The sequence below is a fragment of the Mycobacterium sp. 1465703.0 genome (genome assembly GCF_001672975.1).
GTDB lineage: Bacteria > Actinomycetota > Actinomycetes > Mycobacteriales > Mycobacteriaceae > Mycobacterium.
The window spans coordinates 106375-122325 of record NZ_LZKU01000238.1 but is presented as its reverse complement, the minus strand read 5'-3'; the positions used below and the strand labels follow the sequence as shown (position 1 = coordinate 122325).

Here is a 15951-nt window from a genome sequence, read left to right as displayed (position 1 = left end):
CTCACCTCATCCAGACCGGCGTTACCGGCAGCCCGTGCCGGTGACGATACTCGGCGATCGCCTTGAGGTTCTTCATCTCCAGTAGATGCCCCGCGCCGAACATGTCCCAGAAGTCGCCCACCCATACCGGTCGCTGCGCAGGGGCGGTCTCCGGATACGGGTTGTGGTCATAGAACGGGTGATGGCAATTCGTCCACAGCACAACCGATCCCGGCTTGTCGAGGACGGTCTGGGCGTCAATGACCCGCATCAGATAGACCATCCACAGGTGTTTGCCCTGATCCCAGGCGCAGTGGTAGTCCACGGTCCGCGCCTGCGGATTGGCGACGGTGCGGGTGTAGATCTTGGTCTCCGAACCGAGCCGGTCGAAGGCCAGCCACAATCCGGGCTCATCGGTGGGGGTGAACCCGCGCAGGCTGTAGGTCCACTCCTCCAGGCTGCGGGTGTCGGCCATGTACTCGTACAACTCGTCGGGGGGACAGTCGACGTAATCGTTGACGGTGCAGTATTGGCCGAAGACCTGATCGTGTGGGTACACCGACCGCATCATGTCCATGATGATCGGCGTAGCCTTCTCCCTTGGGCTGCTTTCGATCCGGGTGACCCCTTCGATGAGAACGGGAATGTCCTCAAGCGCTGGCAGCGACATTGGTACAGTCCTCCTTAGTGCAAAACTGCTCCACCGCAGCGCCTTTAGCGGGTGCCGCAGTGAGAAATGGTGCGAACGGCGGAATCTCGTCTGCGGCGCACTCGACGCTGACCACCGCCGGGCCGTCGATGTCGAGCGCCGCGCCCATGGCCGCGGCCAACCCATCGACGTCGCTGACGTCCACCGACGTCAGATCCGGAAACATTGCGGCCAGGCCGGCCCCCAGCCGGCTGGGCCGAAACCGGTTGTAGCTGTACAAGTCGTCATAGAACAGCTGCTCGCGGGTCACACACATGGCGTGCGCGTTGTTGTTGAACAAGACGAACGTCATCGGTAGCCGGTATTGCACGGCGGTGTGCACCTCCATGCCGTGCATGAAGAACGCTCCGTCGCCGGCAATCACCACGGTGCGGCCGCGCGGCCGGCCACTGTTGGCCCGCCCGAACGACATTCCGATACCGGCGCCGAAGCTATAGCCCATGCCGCCCATGCCGAGCGCGACGACGAACCTGCCGCCGCAGCGCACCGGGAGATAGTGGATCGCCGCAGCGCCGGTGTTGCCGGCGTCGACCACGATGTCGGCGCCGTCGGGCAAGACGCGGTCCAGCACCGCCATCGCGTCGCGATACCGCACCCCAGGTCCGGCGCAGGGTGGCGGCGTCATCTCGCTGACCCGGCCTGCGCCAGCGAGGCGCGGACCGGCTCGAAGACGCCCGCGAAGCGCGTGGGTCAGTTTGTGCAGCGAGCCACGCAAGTCCTCGGTATGCACGTGGGTGCAGGGAAGGTAAGGCGGCGCCGACCCGATCGAGATCGTCCGCACCCCCGCCAGTGCGTCGTCCAGACCGCCGCGCGCGGTGACCGTCAGCCGAGTGCCGACGATGAGGCACACCGCGCTGGCAGCCACCACGTCGGCCACATTGCGGTGGCCCATCACGCCGGTCACTCCCAACCTGAACGGTGACCCGGGGCCCGGCGGCCCGGCAACGTCCTTGGCGTCCGGAACGGTGGCGAGGGGCGCGTGCAGCAACGCACGAAGCTCTTCGAGTTCGTCCCGGGCGTCGTCACGGGCGACCTGTTCGCCGGCGATGATGGAGATCTGGCCCTGCGCGCCACGCAGCGCCCGGATGATCGGATGCAGGTCGCCGCGCCGCGCCCGCACCTCACCACCGTCATAACCGTCATGCTTGACATCGATGTATGCCTGCTGAATGTCCTTGGGCAGCAACAACACCGCCGGCCCGCCGGTGCGCGCCGCGGCGACGGCCCGCGGCAGCAGCGTGACGATCTCGGCCGGCGTGCGCAGCCGTCGGCAGAACACCGATACCGCCGAGAACAACGCTTCGGCATTCAGCGATCCGTTTGCGCCGCTGGTGTCCTGGAAGCTGCCCTGTCCATCCATCGAGCTGGCGGGCTGGCCGACCAATGCCAGCACCGGCACCCGGCTCGCAAGCGCTTCGCCCAGGCCCGCGACGAGGTTCAGCGATCCGCCGCCCGAGGTTGCCGCCACCACCCCCAGGCCCGACCCGCTGCGGCTGTACCCATCGGCCATAGTGGCCGCCGAAAACTCGTGCTTGGCCAGCACCGCGTTCATCGCGGAGCGGAAGTGCGCCGCGTCGTACAAGTCCTCGATGTTGGCGCCGTCCACACCGAAGATGTGGTCGACTCCGAGATTCGTCAGGTGCTCGACGATATGGTCGACCACCCGGTACTTTCCGAGCATGTGCTGACGTTCTCCTGACGCCATCAAGGGCGGTGAATTTGCCCTTTTGCGAAGAAACGAGGTCGACGGCCGGTCGGTTCATTGCCGGTCGGTGAACCGTTCGCCGGTGCCCATCGTGGTGTCTCTATGGCCATCGAACTGCGCAACGTGGTGCGCGAGTACCGGGTCGGCGGTCAACCGGTGCGGGCTCTCGATGAGGTCAGTCTGCGGCTCGCAGGCGGGCAGTTCGTGTCGGTCGTCGGCCCGTCGGGGGCAGGCAAAAGCACCTTGCTGCACCTGCTCGGCGCTTTGGACTCCCCCGATTCCGGATCGATCACATTCGACGGCGAAGAGATCGGCCGGCTCAGCGATGAACAACAGTCGCGGTTCCGCCACCAGCGGGTGGGTTTTGTCTTCCAGTTCTTCAACCTGTTGCCGACGCTGTCGGCCTGGGAGAACGTGGCGATTCCCAAACTGCTCGACGGGGTTCGGCTGGGCAAGGCCAAACCGGAGGCGGTCCGGCTGCTGGATCGGGTCGGGCTCGGCAACCGGACCGAGCACCGCCCGGCGGAGCTGTCCGGCGGCCAAATGCAGCGGGTCGCGGTGGCCCGCGCATTGATGATGAACCCGGCCCTGATTCTGGCTGACGAGCCGACCGGAAACCTGGACTCCACGACGGGTGAGTCCATTTTGGCGCTGCTGGCCGAGGTGGCGCACGAGGACGGCCGAGGCCGGCTGGTGGTCATGGTGACCCACAATGCGGATGCGGCCGCGGCCACCGACCGGGTGATCACGCTGCAGGACGGCCGGGTCGGCTCGGATGTCATGGCGGTCGCGGGGTGAAACCCGGATCCGCGGTCGCCGCCGCTGCGAGCAGGCTACGCGTTTTCAGCCTGCGCGAGCTTGCCGTGCATCGGCGCCGCACGTTCGCCTCGATCGCCGTAATGGCAGTCTCGGCAACCTATTTGGTTGCGGTCTTCGGTATCTTCGGGTCGACCACCGGATCGGTGAGCCGGCTGGCCGACGGGATCGCCGGGGTCGCCGCCCTCGAGGTGTCCGGCATCACCGACGCCGGATTCTCCGATTCCATACAGGCCGAAGTGGCCGCCGTTCCCGGCGTCGCCACCGCGGCACCGATGATTCGAACGTCGGCGTCCACGCCGTCGGGGCCGGTGCTCCTGCTGGGCGCCGATGCCAGCACCGCCGCGCTGGGCGGCGCGCTGAAAGACGCGGTCGCCCGTCCGGTGCAGGCGCTGTCGGCGTCGCCGTCCGGAGTTCAAGTCGGACCCCGCGTCGGCTATGCGAAAGGTCAGCAGTTTCAACTGGGTTCGGCCTCGGTGACGGTGACCGATGTGCTCGCGGGCAAGCAATATGCGGACCTCAACGGCGGCCACTACGTCCTCGCGCCACTTGCTCTGGCGCAGAACGCCACCGGCCGCACCGGCCAACTCGACTCGATACTGATCACCATCAAGCCGGGCGCCGACCCCGGTGCCGTTCGCACCAAGGTCACCGACATCGTGAACGGCCGCGCGATCGTCGCCGCCCCAAGCTTCCGGGCGGCGCGGGCCGGTGACGGCGTCAAGCTGATGAACTACATGGCCCTGCTGGGGGCTGCAGTTGCGTTGGTGGTCGGCGCGTTTTTGATCTATACCACGATGACGATGGCGATCACCGCACGCCGGCCGGTCATCTCGATGCTGCGCGCGATCGGGGGTCGGCGCGTCACCATTGTCGGCGACATGCTCGCCGAGGCCGCGGTTCTGGGGTTCATCGGCGGAGCCATCGGGTCCGGCATGGGAATTGTGGCCGGCCACATCGCGATTGGCCGGTTGCCTCCGGCGGTGACGCAAGGACTCGAGGCCCGCGTCGAGTACTGGTTGCCCGGTTACGCGGTACCGCTGGCGCTGGCGGCCACGGCTCTGACCAGCGTGGCCGCTTCGGCGATGGCGGCCCGGCAGGTGTACAAGGTTTCGCCGATTGAGGCGCTCGCGCCGGTCGGGGCTTCGGCGGCCGACGTCGTGCCACGCTGGCTGCGGATCGCCAGTGGGGCTGGCGCCGTAGTGATTTTCGTGGCGTCGACGATGGTCGTCGTCGGCCAGCGCGGCAGCTACGCGTTCGTCGCGATGGCCGTTCTGTTGGGCGCCGAGATCGCGCTGGGCTTCGCTCTCACCGCGCCCATCGTGAGGGCCACCGCGGCAACGGCGCGGATGTTCGGGTCGTTCGGGGCGCTCGCGGCGGCGACCATCCTGCGTGCGCCGCGGCGGGTATGGGCGACCGTGATGACCGTGCTCATCGGGGTGCTCACCACCGTCGTGATCACCGGTACGAACGCCGACATGATTCGGTCCGCACGGGGCATCTTTTCGCCGGTCGCCGATGCCGACGTGTGGGTGAGCGCGGACCCGCCCGACAGCTACCCCACTGACGTTCTGCCCCAGGGTGTTTCGGAGAAGGTCGCCGCGGTCCCCGGGGTAGCACGAGTGACCGAGGGCGCGTTCGGGTTCGCCGTCGTCGGCGGTACCCGCGTTCTGCTCGACGGCTTTGCCAACGGCAGCCACGATCCGCTCTTCCACGCGCTCGACGAACGGGTGCGCGCCGAAGTGCTCGCGGGCAAAGGCGTGGTGCTCACCCAGAATCTGGGCAGAATCCTGCACGTCCGGGCCGGTGACGCACTGCGACTGCAGACGCCGCACGGCCCGCGGCAGACGACCGTGCTGGCATTGGTGCCGTTCTTCTCGACCGTCATCGGCACGGTCGGAATCGGTCTCGACCACCTGCGGGCCTGGTTCGACCGCCCGGCCGCAACGACGTTGCAGATCACCGCGGTCCCCGGCGCGAATCGGCAGCATCTACTGGCCGCCGTCCGCGAGGCGGTGCCGGCGCCGAACCATGTCTACGACGGTCCCGCCGCGCTGGCGGGGCTGCAGGCTCCGCTGCATCAGAGCATGTTCATCGCCAACGCGGTGTGGATCATCGTCGTGTCGGTGGCCGCGGTCGCACTGCTCAATACCTTGACGCTCTCGGTGACCGAACGGCGGCGCGAAATCGGTGTGCTCCGGGCGATGGGAGCCAGTCGCAGGTTCACACTGCGGACGGTGCTGGCCGAAGCGGCCGGAATCGGGGTCGTCGGTGGCATTTTGGGGCTTGCGCTCGGATTGACCAATCAGTGGTTGTTCAGCCGTATCAGCGGAGACATCATGAATTTCGAAGTCGGCTTTCGGCTGAGCCCGCTGGCGCTTGCCTTCACACTTGGGGCGCTGGCGATCAGCCTGCTCGGCTCGGTGCCGCCGGCGCGGCGTGCGGCGGATCTCAACATCATCGAGGCGGTCAGCGTCGAGTAAGGGTGGCGAATCCCTGCAGATGGGGTTTGCACGGGAAGGGCACCGGTGTTCGCGGAATGCTCTGCAGCGCACTGGTATCGAACCCAGCGGCGGAAATCGCGTCGAGGGTTCGCCGGTTCGGCTCACAACCACCGGCCAGCCACGACCACGGCTTGGCGATCAGGTCCTGCAACCGGCCCGTCGCGCCGGTCCCGCGGACGTGCTCGAGGACCACCAGCCTGCCTCCGGGGACCAAGACCCGGCGGATTTCACCGAGGGTAGCGGCCACGTCATCGACCGAACACAACACCAGCCCGATGTGCACCGAGTCGAAAGCGTTGTCCGGAAAGGGAATTGCTTCACCGGTACCCTCGACGATGTCGACCGCGATGCCGTGGCGCGCTGCACGCTTTGCCGCAGTTCGCCGAAACGGCGCCCCGGGTTCCACGGCCGCGACCGACGTCACCGTTTCGGGCAGGAACATCAGGTCGGTGCCCGGCCCCAGACCGACCATCAACAGCCGGCCGGTGGCGTTACTCAGCGCGGCCCGCCGGTACCGGTGGTAGAACAGCCGATCGAAAACCGGCTGACCCAATCGGTACACGTACGGAAACAGGAAATTGCGGAGGATCATCGGGACCCCAAATCCATTCGGAACGGCGGATATTCGTCGCGCATCAGCGACACGTACACGGCCACCCGGTATCGCCAGCGAACAATGCCCATCAGCAGATCGCGCATGCCCGGCGGGATCGTCCCGGTGCATAACAACGTCACCGCGGCGATCACGGTGAGCACCTGCAGCAGCGGCTCCAGCGACCAGCACAGCAGTACTTGAGGGATGGCCAGCAACCACTTCACCAGCACCGCCCAGTTCTTCAGCTGTTCGGGGTAGTCGACCTCGAGGTCGCCTGGGTAGTCGGGCCGGGACGCAAACGTGAAGGGCGGGTATTTGTCGGTGCTGTTCATCGGAAACCGGTAGTTCATCACCCGCCAGGACCAGCGCAGCACCCCGACGTTGAATTCGAAGAGACGCCGCGGATACCGTCCGGTGCACAAGATGGCGACGCCGGCGACGAGGGTCGAGAACGGGAATACCAGGTAGAGCCCGATCAATATCGGGTAGTGCGGCACGGCCAGCACGCACCACTTCACCAGCCAGAGCGCGCGTGCGGGTGCGTCGTAATCGCCTCGCACCCTTACGAAATCGCCCGGGCTGGTCATGGGCTGGACGTGATCTTCGTCGCTTCCCCCAAGTTGCGGTTGATCTGAGCGGACATCCGGCGATGACTCGTCCAGCGCAGAAACGTCAGCAGCGCCCAGGCCTGCAGCCGATCGGGAATCAGCGCGGCCGGTCTCAGCACGAGCTCACCGTGTGACACCGGCAGCGACGCCATCCGGGACACGACCATGACCTTGCGTCGCCGGGTCTTCTCATACCAGCGCAACGCACTCGCGAGATCGGTCTTGCCACTGTGCATTTCACTCCGGAAATCCGCTAAAGCTTTGCACAGCACCATGGTGTCAAGCAGGGCCTGGTTGGTGCCTTGCGCCAGGATGGGCGGCATCGTGTGGGCGGCGTCGCCGAGTAGCGTGACCGGGCCTTGGCCCGCGGGCGGAATCGGATGCCGGAAATGCGGGAACGGCGAGGGGGCCAGATGGTCGTCGGTCAAGTTCGCCAGCACACGATCGGCCAGGGGCGACCATCCGGCGAAATGGGACCGGATCATCTCGATCGGACGTTGCGGCCGCACGAATCCCGGCGCCCACGGCAGGTCGAACCACCATTGCAGGTCGCAGCCTCCCGCCGGCCACAAGCCCAGGTTTCCGCGCTCTCCGACAATCACGTATGCGACGTCCTTTTCCGGGATCTCCGGAAGCGTGACCAGCCCCTGCCAACTGCACCAGCCGGTCGGCTTAGGGCCTTGCGCACCAACGCAATCGCGCACCATCGAGTGCAGGCCATCGGCACCGACCAATACGTCGCCCTCGGCCACGGTGCCATCGTCGAATTCGACGCCGACCCCGGTGGCCGCGCTGGTCAACGCGATCGCCCGGGAGTTGCACCGGATGCGTTCGGCCGGAAAGCCTTTCAGAAGCCGTTCCAGCAGCACCCGGCGCGGAACCATCCGGACGGGTGCGCCCAGGCGCTCCACCATCCCCGTCACGTCGAGGGTGGCGAGCGGAAGACCTTTGGACGTCACCGCCCGAACGGTAGCCAGCAGCTGACCGGCACCGTCCATGTCGACACCCAGCTGGTGCAGAACCGTCTCGCCGTTGGACCAGATCGTCACCGCACCGCCGGCCGCCTGCACATCGGGCCGGCGTTCGAAAACCGTTACGTCATGGCCGTCGCGCAATAATCCCCGGGCGACGGAGATGCCGGCGACGCCAGCGCCCACCACAAGCACCCGAAGCGGACGCCCGTCTCCGTACACGCTGGCCCCGACCTTTACAGCGAACGTTGCAACAGAACCTGGCCGCTGTCCGCGGCAACCACCTGCACGGCGGCGATCTGATCGACCGGAGTCGAGATGGCGCCCGCGGGTGTCGCGGTGTGGCCGGGCACGGCCACCCACGTCGCCAGCCGGGTGTGGCTGCCGTCGCGCCCGATCACAACCATCGCGAGCGTGTCATGGTGCGCGTTCAGGGGAGCCAGGCACACGCAACGCAGGTTGATCGACGTCCCCCAGTGCTGGCTGCTGACCGCGACCGACGACGTCAGCAGGCTGGTACCCACCTGAGCCATCGGCTCCGACGACGCGGTCACCTGCTGGGACGGAGTCGACGACCACCCCTCAAGACCGACGAACACCGCGATGGCCAGCACCGCGGCCGCGGCCGCCGACGCCACCCAGGTCACCACCCGGCTGCGGCGCCGACGCCAGCGAACCGTCGCCAGCAGGGACGGCAGCAATTCCGGAGACATCTCCGGGGCCGGACCGGATTGGTCGATCGCGGCCACTTCTTCACGGTCGAGCTGTGACAGCAGGGCCGGCACGCCACTGATATCGGCGACGGCGTCCCGGCACGGGTGGCAGTGCGCCATGTGCGTCTCGAATTCGCGGCGTTGCGCGGCCGACAAAGAACCCAACACGTATGCGGCATCCCACATCGCGTAGCGGTCTTCAGGAGGGCCGATATCCTGCATCGGCGTCCTCATTTCATCCATTTCGTCACCCCTCAAGTATTCGGAGCCCGTCACCGGGTAACTCCAACTTCCTGCAGAGTGAGTCGCAACGCCCGCACCGCATAGTGTAGTCGCGACTTCACTGTTCCCTCCGCGATCCCGAGGTCCGAAGCTATCTGCGTGGTGGTCCATCCCCGGTAATAGGACCGGTCGATCACTGCTCGGTGCTCGGCGGACAACTGGGCCATCGCGTCCGCTATCAGCAACCGATCCAGCGCCGCATTGACCTCGTCCGGCGTGGACTGTTCGGGCGCCCCCGATACGTCTGTGGAACCGACGACGTTGCGATACCGCGCGCTGCGCCGGTCATCGATGATCATGTTGCGGGCCACCGTGAACAACCACGCCCGCGCCGAGCGCTCGGTGTCGCCGACCACTTCCGGGTGTTGCCACGCGCGCAGCAATGTCTCCTGGACCACATCTTCGGACTGGCTCGCGTCCCCCGTCAGCCGCAGCGCGTATCGCCACAGAACCGCCGCGTGTTCGTCGTATAGCGCCTTCATCAGAGCGGCTTCGGCTGCCCCGGAGACCCGCCACGATCCAGCCACCCGAGCCACTCGATCACCTCCTGTCGACTAAACGAGCCGAGCAGGCGTTTAGTTCAGTTCAGGGAGGTCAGGATGCGCGGCCCCGCGTCGGTCACCGCGACGGTGTGCTCCCAGTGCGCCGCGCGCGACCCGTCGGTGGTGCTGACCGTCCACTGGTCGTCGAGCACCACGGTCTTGCCGGTTCCCAGCGTCAGCATCGGTTCGATGGCCAGCACCGAGCCGGTGGCCAGCAGCGGGCCGCGTCCGGGAGAGCCCTCGTTGGGCAGGAACGGGTCCATGTGCATCTGCCGGCCGATGCCGTGCCCGCCGTACCCCTCGACGATCCCGAAGGCGCGTGAGTGGCGGGCCTCGGCGTCGCGGGTGCCCATCTCGATGGCGTGCGAGACGTCGGTCAGCCGGTTGCCGGGCACCATGGCCGCGATCCCGGCCTCCAGCGATTCCCTGGTGGCCTGTGACAACGCTTCGTCGGCCGCGTCCAGCGTCCCGACCCCGAAGGTGATCGCGGCATCACCGTGCCAGCCGTCCAGCACTGCGCCACAGTCGATCGACACCAGGTCACCGGACGCCAGAATCTCTGCGGCCGAGGGAATCCCGTGCACTACTCGCTCGTTCACCGAGGCGCAGATCGACGCGGGGTAACCGTGATAGCCCAGGAACGAGGGCACCGCCCCGGCGTCGCGGATCACCGACTCGGCTATTTCGTCCAGGCTCAGCGTCGATACCCCGGAAACCGCGGCCGCGCGCACCGCCTGCAGCGCCGCTGCGACCACCGCACCGGCCGCGGCCATGGCATCGAGCTCACCGGCACTGCGCTGCGGCACCACCTTGCGACTCCGCAGCCGCGCCAGCGGGCTCATCCCTACTTGCCCAGCGCCCGCAGCGCCCGGGCGAACACTTCGTCCATGGAGCCGACGGCGTCGACCGTCTTGAGCTGGGCGCTGTAGTACTCCAGCAGCGGAGCGGTCTCGTCGCGGTAGACCTTCATCCGGTTCAGGATGATGTCGTCGGTGTCGTCGGCGCGCCCGCGCGATTTCAGCCGTTCCAGCAGCTCCTCCTGCGAGACCCGGAACTCCAGCACCGCATCGATGTCGGTGCCTCGGCGTCCCAGCATGTCGTGCAGCGCTCTGGCCTGTTCGGTCGACCGCGGGAAGCCATCCAAGATGAACCCGTTGGCCGCATCGGGATCGCTGAGGCGATCGTCGACGAGCTGGTTGGTCAGCTCGGAGGGCACCAGGTCGCCGGCGTCCAGGTAGCGCTTGGCCTCCAGGCCGAGTTTGGTCCCGTTCTCGATGTTGCTGCGGAACAGCTCACCGGTGGAGATGTGCGGGATCCCGAGCTTTTCCGAGAGCTTCTGGGCCTGCGTTCCCTTGCCCGCCCCCGGCGGTCCGAGCAAAACGACTCTCACTTGAGGAACCCTTCATAGTTGCGCTGCATGAGCTGACTCTCGATCTGCTTGACCGTATCCAAGCCCACGCCAATCATGATCAAAACCGCGGTACCGCCGAACGGCAAATTCTGAACCGCTCCGCCGTTGCCGATCTGCAAGAACAAGTTGGGCAGCACCGAAATTGCGCCAAGGTAAATCGAGCCCGGCAGGGTGATCCGGCTCAGCACGAAACGCAGGTAATCGGCGGTCGGCTTGCCCGGCCGAATACCGGGAATGAAACCACCGAACTTTTTCATCTCGTCGGCACGCTCGTCGGGATTGAACGTGATCGACACATAGAAATACGTGAAGAAGATGATCAGCCCGAAATAGATGCTGATGTAAATCGGGTCACTGGGGTCGGACAGGTAGCTGCCGACGAATTTGTCCCACCAGGTGTTGCCCACGCCGCCGCTGCCGCTGCGGATCAGCTGGGTGATCAGGTGCGGGATGTAGATCAGCGAGGACGCGAAGATCACCGGGATAACACCGGCCTGGTTGACCTTGAGCGGCAGATACGTCGAAGTACCGCCGTACATGCGCCGGCCGACCATCCGCTTGGCGTACTGCACGGGAATCCGGCGCTGGCCCTGCTCGACGAACACCACCCCGACGATGATGACCAGCGCGGCGACCAGCACCGCGGCGAAGATCATCCCACCGCGGCTGTCCAGGATCGTCTTGCCTTCGGCGGGGATGCGCGCCGCGATTCCCACGAAGATCAGCAATGACATGCCGTTGCCGATGCCGCGTTCGGTGATCAGCTCACCCATCCACATCACCAGCGCCGCGCCGCTGGTCATCACCAGCACGATGACGACCAGCGTGAAGATGCTCTGGTCGGCGATGATGTCCAGCGAGCAACCCTGCAACAGCCCCCCGTTGGCCGCCAGGGCCACGATGCTGGTGGCCTGCAGGACCGCCAGCGCGATGGCCAGATAACGGGTGTACTGCGTCATCTTGGCCTGGCCGGATTGGCCTTCCTTGCGCAGTTCCTCGAACCGCGGGATGACCACCGTGAGCAGCTGCACGATGATGCTGGCGGTGATGTAGGGCATCACCCCCACCGCGAACACGGTGAGTTTGAGCAGCGCACCACCGGAGAACAGGTTGATCAGCGAGTAGATCTGTCCGGCCGCGCCACCGCTGGCCTCTTTGATGCACTGCTGGACGTTCGGATAGTTGACGCCAGGGGACGGTAGTGCGGCGCCGACCCGATACAAGACGACGATGCCAAGAGTGAAGAGGATCTTCCGTCTCAGGTCGACTGTCCGCAGCGATGAGATGAAAGCGGAAAGCAACTCTTCCTCCTGCGCAGCCGGGGGTTTCCTGCATCACGCGCCCAACACCCGCAGGCCAGGACGTACGGCCGACTTCTCTATAGCGCGTCAAACCGTGTACGAGACTAACAGCTGGTCCGGGCAGGTCTGGTCAGGGCCTTTGCCCGGTGCGTTCAAATCCTCTTTTGAATACCCCTCTCGACGCCGTTAACCGGGCGTTTGCCCCGCCGCCGCGACGCACCCGAAAAAACACAGCAAGCCGTAAGCAGCGAGGCGTAGAGTTCCCCTGACTCGTTGCATTTGCTAAATAAACTTGGGGGCAGCATGACACGCACTGACCAAGACAGCTGGGATTTGGCCTCGAGCGTCGGCGCCACGGCCACGATGGTCGCCGCGGCCCGCGCACTGGCCAGCGAGAGCAGCAACCCGATCATCAACGACCCCTTCGCCGCGCCGCTGGTGCGCGCGGTGGGCCTGGATTTCTTCCGGCGCCTGGTCGACGGTGAGGTGTCCGAATCCGAGGATTATCAGGGCAGCGGCAAGGACCTGGCGCTGGAGACCGACTCCATCGCCGTGCGCACTCGCTTCTTCGACGACTTCTTCCTCGACGCCGCGCGCGACGGGATTCGTCAGGCGGTGATCCTGGCGGCCGGCCTCGACGCCCGCGCCTACCGGCTGAACTGGCCGGCCGGCAGTGTGGTCTACGAGGTCGACCAGCCGCAGGTCGTCGAGTTCAAGAGCACCACCATGTCCAACTTGGGTGCCGCCCCGACCGCGGAGCGGCGGACCGTGAGCATCGATCTCCGCGACGACTGGCCCGCCGCATTGCGCGACAGCGGCTTTGACGTGACGCAACCGACGTCGTGGAGCGCCGAGGGCCTGCTGATGTACTTACCGCCCGACGCGCAGGACCGGCTTTTCGACAACATCACCGAGCTCAGCGCCCCGGGCAGCAAGCTGGCCACCGAATATCACCCCGACACCGCCGGCACGACCATGTCGCAACGCGCCCAGGAGTTCAATGACAGGTGGGCCAAAGTCGGCTGCGACATCGACCTGTCCGGACTGTTCTTCGACGGCGAGCGCAACAACGTCGTCGACTACCTCACCGGCCGGGGCTGGCAGATCGCCGCCCGGCCGCGCCGCGAACTGTTCGCCGATTACGGCCTGCGATTCCACGACGACGAGGCCATGGCGCAGTTCCGCAACATCGTCGCCGTGACCGCAACCCTGCGGTAGTGGCGGTCGCAAGCGCGGCGGAGCCGGACGGGACGGGCCGCCACCATCAACTTAGGAGGTCGTCATGACAGGTACCGACACAAAGCGATTTGACGGCGACAGCTGGGATCTGGCATCCAGCGTCGGGGCCACTGCGACCGCGGTGGCCGCGCGCCGAGCGATGGCATCGAAGGGCCCGAATCCGTTGATCGACGATCCGTTCGCCGAGCCGTTGGTCAACGCCGTCGGCGTCGAGGCGTTCATCCGGATGATGAACGGCGAAGTCGAACTGTCAGACGACGATCCCGCCTTCACCCCGCAGCGGCTCAGCGAAGGCATGGCCGTCCGCACCCGATTCTTCGACACCTTCTTCACCGACGCCGCCGAAGCCGGTGTGCGCCAAGCGGTCATCCTGGCGTCGGGCCTGGACACCCGCGCCTACCGGCTGCCATGGCCGGCTGGCACCGTGCTCTACGAGATCGATCAGCCGCAGGTTATCGAGTTCAAGACGCGCACCTTGGCCGAACTGGGTGCGGAGCCGACCGTCGATCGCCGGGCGGTCGCCGTCGATCTGCGTGACGACTGGGTGAGTGCGTTGCGGGCCAGCGGGTTTGACCCCACCCAGCCGACGGCGTGGATCGCCGAAGGACTGCTCGGGTACTTGCCACCGGATGCTCAGGACCGGCTGTTCGACAACATCACCGCGCTCTCGGCCCCGGGCAGCAGAATCGGGACCGGCTACGTCCCCGACATGCGCGACCGGGTCGAAAAGCGTGGTCGCGAAATGAGCGAACGCTGGCGACGGATGGGGCTGAATCTCAACTGGTCCGAACTGGTCTACACCGGCGAACGCAATGACGTCGCGGCTTACCTCGGCGAACGAGGATGGCAGACCACGGTTCGTAGCACACCGGAGATGTACGCGCACAACGGTTTTGAGTTTCCCACCGAACCATCCATGGTCGCCTTCGGCGACATCAAATACCTCACCGCGACATTGACCAAGGAGGCCTAGTGACACGCACGGATCAAGACACCTGGGACCTGGCCTCCAGCGTGGGAGCAACCGCGACCTGGGTCGCGGCCTGCCGGGCGTTGGCCAGCACGAAGCCCGACGCACTGATCGACGACCCCTATGCCGACCCGCTGGTCCGTGCGGTCGGAGCCGACTTCTTCATCCGGGTGCTGGACGGCGAGATCACCGACGAGACCGGCGGTCTGGATCCCGACGCCGATCCCGACGTGGAGTTCAACCTGACCCGCATGGTCAACACGATGGCAGTGCGCACCCGGTACTTTGACGAGTTCTTCACCGAGGCAACCGATTCCGGCATTCGACAGGTCGTCATCCTTGCCTCCGGGCTGGACTCGCGCCCGTACCGGCTGCCATGGCCGGCCGGCACGGTCGTATATGAAGTCGACCAACCCGCGGTCATCGAATTCAAGTCCACCGCGTTGTCGAATCTGGGTGCTGAACCCACCGCCGAGCGCCGGACCGTTGCGGTTGATCTGCGCGACGATTGGCGCAGCGCGCTGCGACAAGCCGGCTTTGACGACACGAAACCGGCGGCGTGGAGTGCTGAAGGCCTGCTGATGTACCTGCCGCCGGACGCTCAGGACCGGTTGTTCGACGCCATCACCGAGCTGAGCGCCCCGGGCAGCCGGCTGGCCACCGAATATCACCACAACGGGATCCCGTTGCTGGAGAAACGCGCCAAGGCGATGGCCAAGCGCTGGGGACAATTCGGCTTTGACACCGATGTGTCGACGCTCGTATATCACGGTGAGCGCACGCCCGCGGCGGAGTACCTGGGCGCGCACGGCTGGCATATCTCGGCGCGCACCCGCGCCGATCAGTTCGCCGACGCCGGGCTGTCCGTGCCGGACGGCGACAGCCTCGATGCGCTGAAGAACAACATTTCGGTGATCGCTGTTCGGCAGTAGCGCCTAGCTCGGTTTGGCGGCCGGCGCTCGGACGACCAACGGGGCGGCGGGGAAACAACACGCCATCTCCGAGCGCGACTTACGCAGCGCGGCAGTGCCGTAACCCCGCTTGCGATAGTCGGGGTGAATCCAGATCCGCACGTCGACCTCGCCGCGGACCAGTTCGCCGAACACCATGCCGACCTTCTCACCGGAATCGATCGCAACGAACCACGCGGCCTCTTCGTCATCGACACGGGCCAGCGCGGCCCTGATCTCGTCGTCCACATTGCCGGCCGGCCCACCGGAGCCGTCGCCTGCAAAGCCGATGTCCTCGGTACGCACGGCGAAGATGTCGCGGTCGGCGGCCGCGGAGAAGGGCCGCAGCTCCAGCGTCTCGCCCAGGCTCGCCGGACGCTCGCCCAGGGTGAAGCTCAGCTGCTTGTTCAGGTCTTCGAGTTCGGCCAGGATCTTGCGGCGCGAGTCGATGGTGAGCTGATCGAACGACATGCCCATCACCGCCTCGGCGGCGACGTGTGAAGTGTCGAGCAAGCGGACGATCGCCTCCACCGCGGCCGCTTTGTTCTCCGACTCCACCACCACGTCGGCGATTTCGTGCCGTCGTTCAAGGGCCTTCAATAGGGCGTCGGCGATTTCTCGGCGGGCAGCTTTGCGGTCCTGGTCAGTCATGACAC

Annotated in this window: 16 protein-coding genes; 5 read left to right on the top strand and 11 right to left on the bottom strand. The window is 66.3% G+C overall.

Translation table 11 applies throughout. From position 1 onward, the window contains the following. Position 1 precedes the first annotated feature (1 nt). Together A5625_RS22830 and A5625_RS22825 are read right to left on the bottom strand one after the other, a co-directional pair. Positions 2-649: a hypothetical protein gene (locus A5625_RS22830; protein ID WP_066999408.1), complete on the bottom strand. Its 648-nt coding sequence runs from the start codon at positions 647-649 to the stop codon at positions 2-4. Then, a complete protein-coding gene (locus tag A5625_RS22825; protein ID WP_082984515.1) occupies positions 630-2369 on the bottom strand; it encodes a thiamine pyrophosphate-binding protein in 1740 nt (579 codons plus the stop codon). The genes A5625_RS22830 and A5625_RS22825 overlap by 20 nt, the downstream gene beginning before the upstream one ends. 126 nt (positions 2370-2495) lie before the next feature. Here A5625_RS22825 and A5625_RS22820 point away from each other — a divergent pair, with 126 nt between their 5' ends. Both A5625_RS22820 and A5625_RS22815 read left to right on the top strand, forming a co-directional pair. Then, positions 2496-3191, top strand: coding sequence for an ABC transporter ATP-binding protein (locus A5625_RS22820; RefSeq protein WP_066999402.1), 696 nt, complete (start codon positions 2496-2498; stop codon positions 3189-3191). Continuing rightward, a complete protein-coding gene (locus tag A5625_RS22815) occupies positions 3188-5692 on the top strand; it encodes an FtsX-like permease family protein (protein WP_066999400.1) in 2505 nt (834 codons plus the stop codon). Before A5625_RS22820 ends, A5625_RS22815 begins: the two co-directional genes overlap by 4 nt. Here A5625_RS22815 and A5625_RS22810 read toward each other — a convergent pair. Genes A5625_RS22810 through secY form a run of 8 tightly spaced genes read right to left on the bottom strand, consistent with a single transcriptional unit; the run spans position 5679 to position 12136 of the window. After that, entirely contained in the window at positions 5679-6305 is a 627-nt protein-coding gene (locus tag A5625_RS22810; RefSeq protein WP_066999397.1) for a class I SAM-dependent methyltransferase, read from the bottom strand. The genes A5625_RS22815 and A5625_RS22810 overlap by 14 nt on opposite strands. Continuing rightward, a complete protein-coding gene (locus A5625_RS22805) occupies positions 6302-6868 on the bottom strand; it encodes a DUF4389 domain-containing protein (protein WP_066999574.1) in 567 nt (188 codons plus the stop codon). The genes A5625_RS22810 and A5625_RS22805 overlap by 4 nt, the downstream gene beginning before the upstream one ends. Positions 6869-6891: 23 nt before the next feature. After that, positions 6892-8109, bottom strand: coding sequence for an NAD(P)/FAD-dependent oxidoreductase (locus A5625_RS22800; protein WP_066999394.1), 1218 nt, complete (start codon positions 8107-8109; stop codon positions 6892-6894). Between the two features lie 14 nt (positions 8110-8123). Beyond that, the gene (locus tag A5625_RS22795) at positions 8124-8843 is read right to left on the bottom strand and encodes an anti-sigma factor (protein WP_082984514.1); all 720 of its coding nucleotides are present in this window, start codon (positions 8841-8843) and stop codon (positions 8124-8126) included. Between the two features lie 29 nt (positions 8844-8872). Further along, positions 8873-9418 (bottom strand): sigma-70 family RNA polymerase sigma factor, encoded by a 546-nt coding sequence (locus A5625_RS22790; protein WP_082984513.1) that lies wholly within the window; start codon positions 9416-9418, stop codon positions 8873-8875. A gap of 44 nt (positions 9419-9462) precedes the next feature. Beyond that, positions 9463-10266 (bottom strand): type I methionyl aminopeptidase, encoded by an 804-nt coding sequence (gene map, locus A5625_RS22785; protein ID WP_066999391.1) that lies wholly within the window; start codon positions 10264-10266, stop codon positions 9463-9465. A gap of 2 nt (positions 10267-10268) precedes the next feature. Beyond that, positions 10269-10814 carry an adenylate kinase gene (locus A5625_RS22780; RefSeq protein ID WP_066999388.1) on the bottom strand — a complete coding sequence of 182 codons (546 nt, stop codon included), beginning with the start codon at positions 10812-10814 and terminating at the stop codon, positions 10269-10271. Continuing rightward, positions 10811-12136, bottom strand: a complete 1326-nt coding sequence (gene secY / locus A5625_RS22775; protein WP_066999386.1) for a preprotein translocase subunit SecY — start codon at positions 12134-12136, stop codon at positions 10811-10813. Before secY ends, A5625_RS22780 begins: the two co-directional genes overlap by 4 nt. A 303-nt stretch (positions 12137-12439) precedes the next feature. Here secY and A5625_RS22770 point away from each other — a divergent pair, with 303 nt between their 5' ends. From A5625_RS22770 to A5625_RS22760, 3 genes are all read left to right on the top strand, one after another. After that, on the top strand, positions 12440-13354 hold the full coding sequence (locus A5625_RS22770; protein ID WP_066999383.1) for a class I SAM-dependent methyltransferase: 915 nt from the start codon (positions 12440-12442) through the stop codon (positions 13352-13354). Between the two features lie 64 nt (positions 13355-13418). Next, entirely contained in the window at positions 13419-14348 is a 930-nt protein-coding gene (locus A5625_RS22765) for a class I SAM-dependent methyltransferase (RefSeq protein WP_066999380.1), read from the top strand. After that, positions 14348-15277: a class I SAM-dependent methyltransferase gene (locus A5625_RS22760; protein WP_066999376.1), complete on the top strand. Its 930-nt coding sequence runs from the start codon at positions 14348-14350 to the stop codon at positions 15275-15277. The genes A5625_RS22765 and A5625_RS22760 overlap by 1 nt, the downstream gene beginning before the upstream one ends. Positions 15278-15280: 3 nt before the next feature. On the opposite strand, the gene A5625_RS22755 is transcribed toward A5625_RS22760, so the two are convergent. Then, positions 15281-15946: a GNAT family N-acetyltransferase gene (locus A5625_RS22755; RefSeq protein WP_066999373.1), complete on the bottom strand. Its 666-nt coding sequence runs from the start codon at positions 15944-15946 to the stop codon at positions 15281-15283. Positions 15947-15951: the final 5 nt, after the last annotated feature.

Bases quoted from the DNA above. Each gene is read 5' to 3' on its own strand.
- A5625_RS22765 (WP_066999380.1), top strand. From the start codon at position 13,419: ATGACAGGTACCGACACAAAGCGATTTGACGGCGACAGCTGGGATCTG.
- A5625_RS22830 (WP_066999408.1), bottom strand. From the start codon at position 649: ATGTCGCTGCCAGCGCTTGAGGACATTCCCGTTCTCATCGAAGGGGTC.
- A5625_RS22770 (WP_066999383.1), top strand. From the start codon at position 12,440: ATGACACGCACTGACCAAGACAGCTGGGATTTGGCCTCGAGCGTCGGC.
- A5625_RS22755 (WP_066999373.1), bottom strand. From the start codon at position 15,946: ATGACTGACCAGGACCGCAAAGCTGCCCGCCGAGAAATCGCCGACGCC.
- map (WP_066999391.1), bottom strand. From the start codon at position 10,266: ATGAGCCCGCTGGCGCGGCTGCGGAGTCGCAAGGTGGTGCCGCAGCGC.
- A5625_RS22825 (WP_082984515.1), bottom strand. From the start codon at position 2,369: ATGCTCGGAAAGTACCGGGTGGTCGACCATATCGTCGAGCACCTGACG.
- A5625_RS22810 (WP_066999397.1), bottom strand. From the start codon at position 6,305: ATGATCCTCCGCAATTTCCTGTTTCCGTACGTGTACCGATTGGGTCAG.
- A5625_RS22795 (WP_082984514.1), bottom strand. From the start codon at position 8,843: ATGGATGAAATGAGGACGCCGATGCAGGATATCGGCCCTCCTGAAGAC.
- A5625_RS22820 (WP_066999402.1), top strand. From the start codon at position 2,496: ATGGCCATCGAACTGCGCAACGTGGTGCGCGAGTACCGGGTCGGCGGT.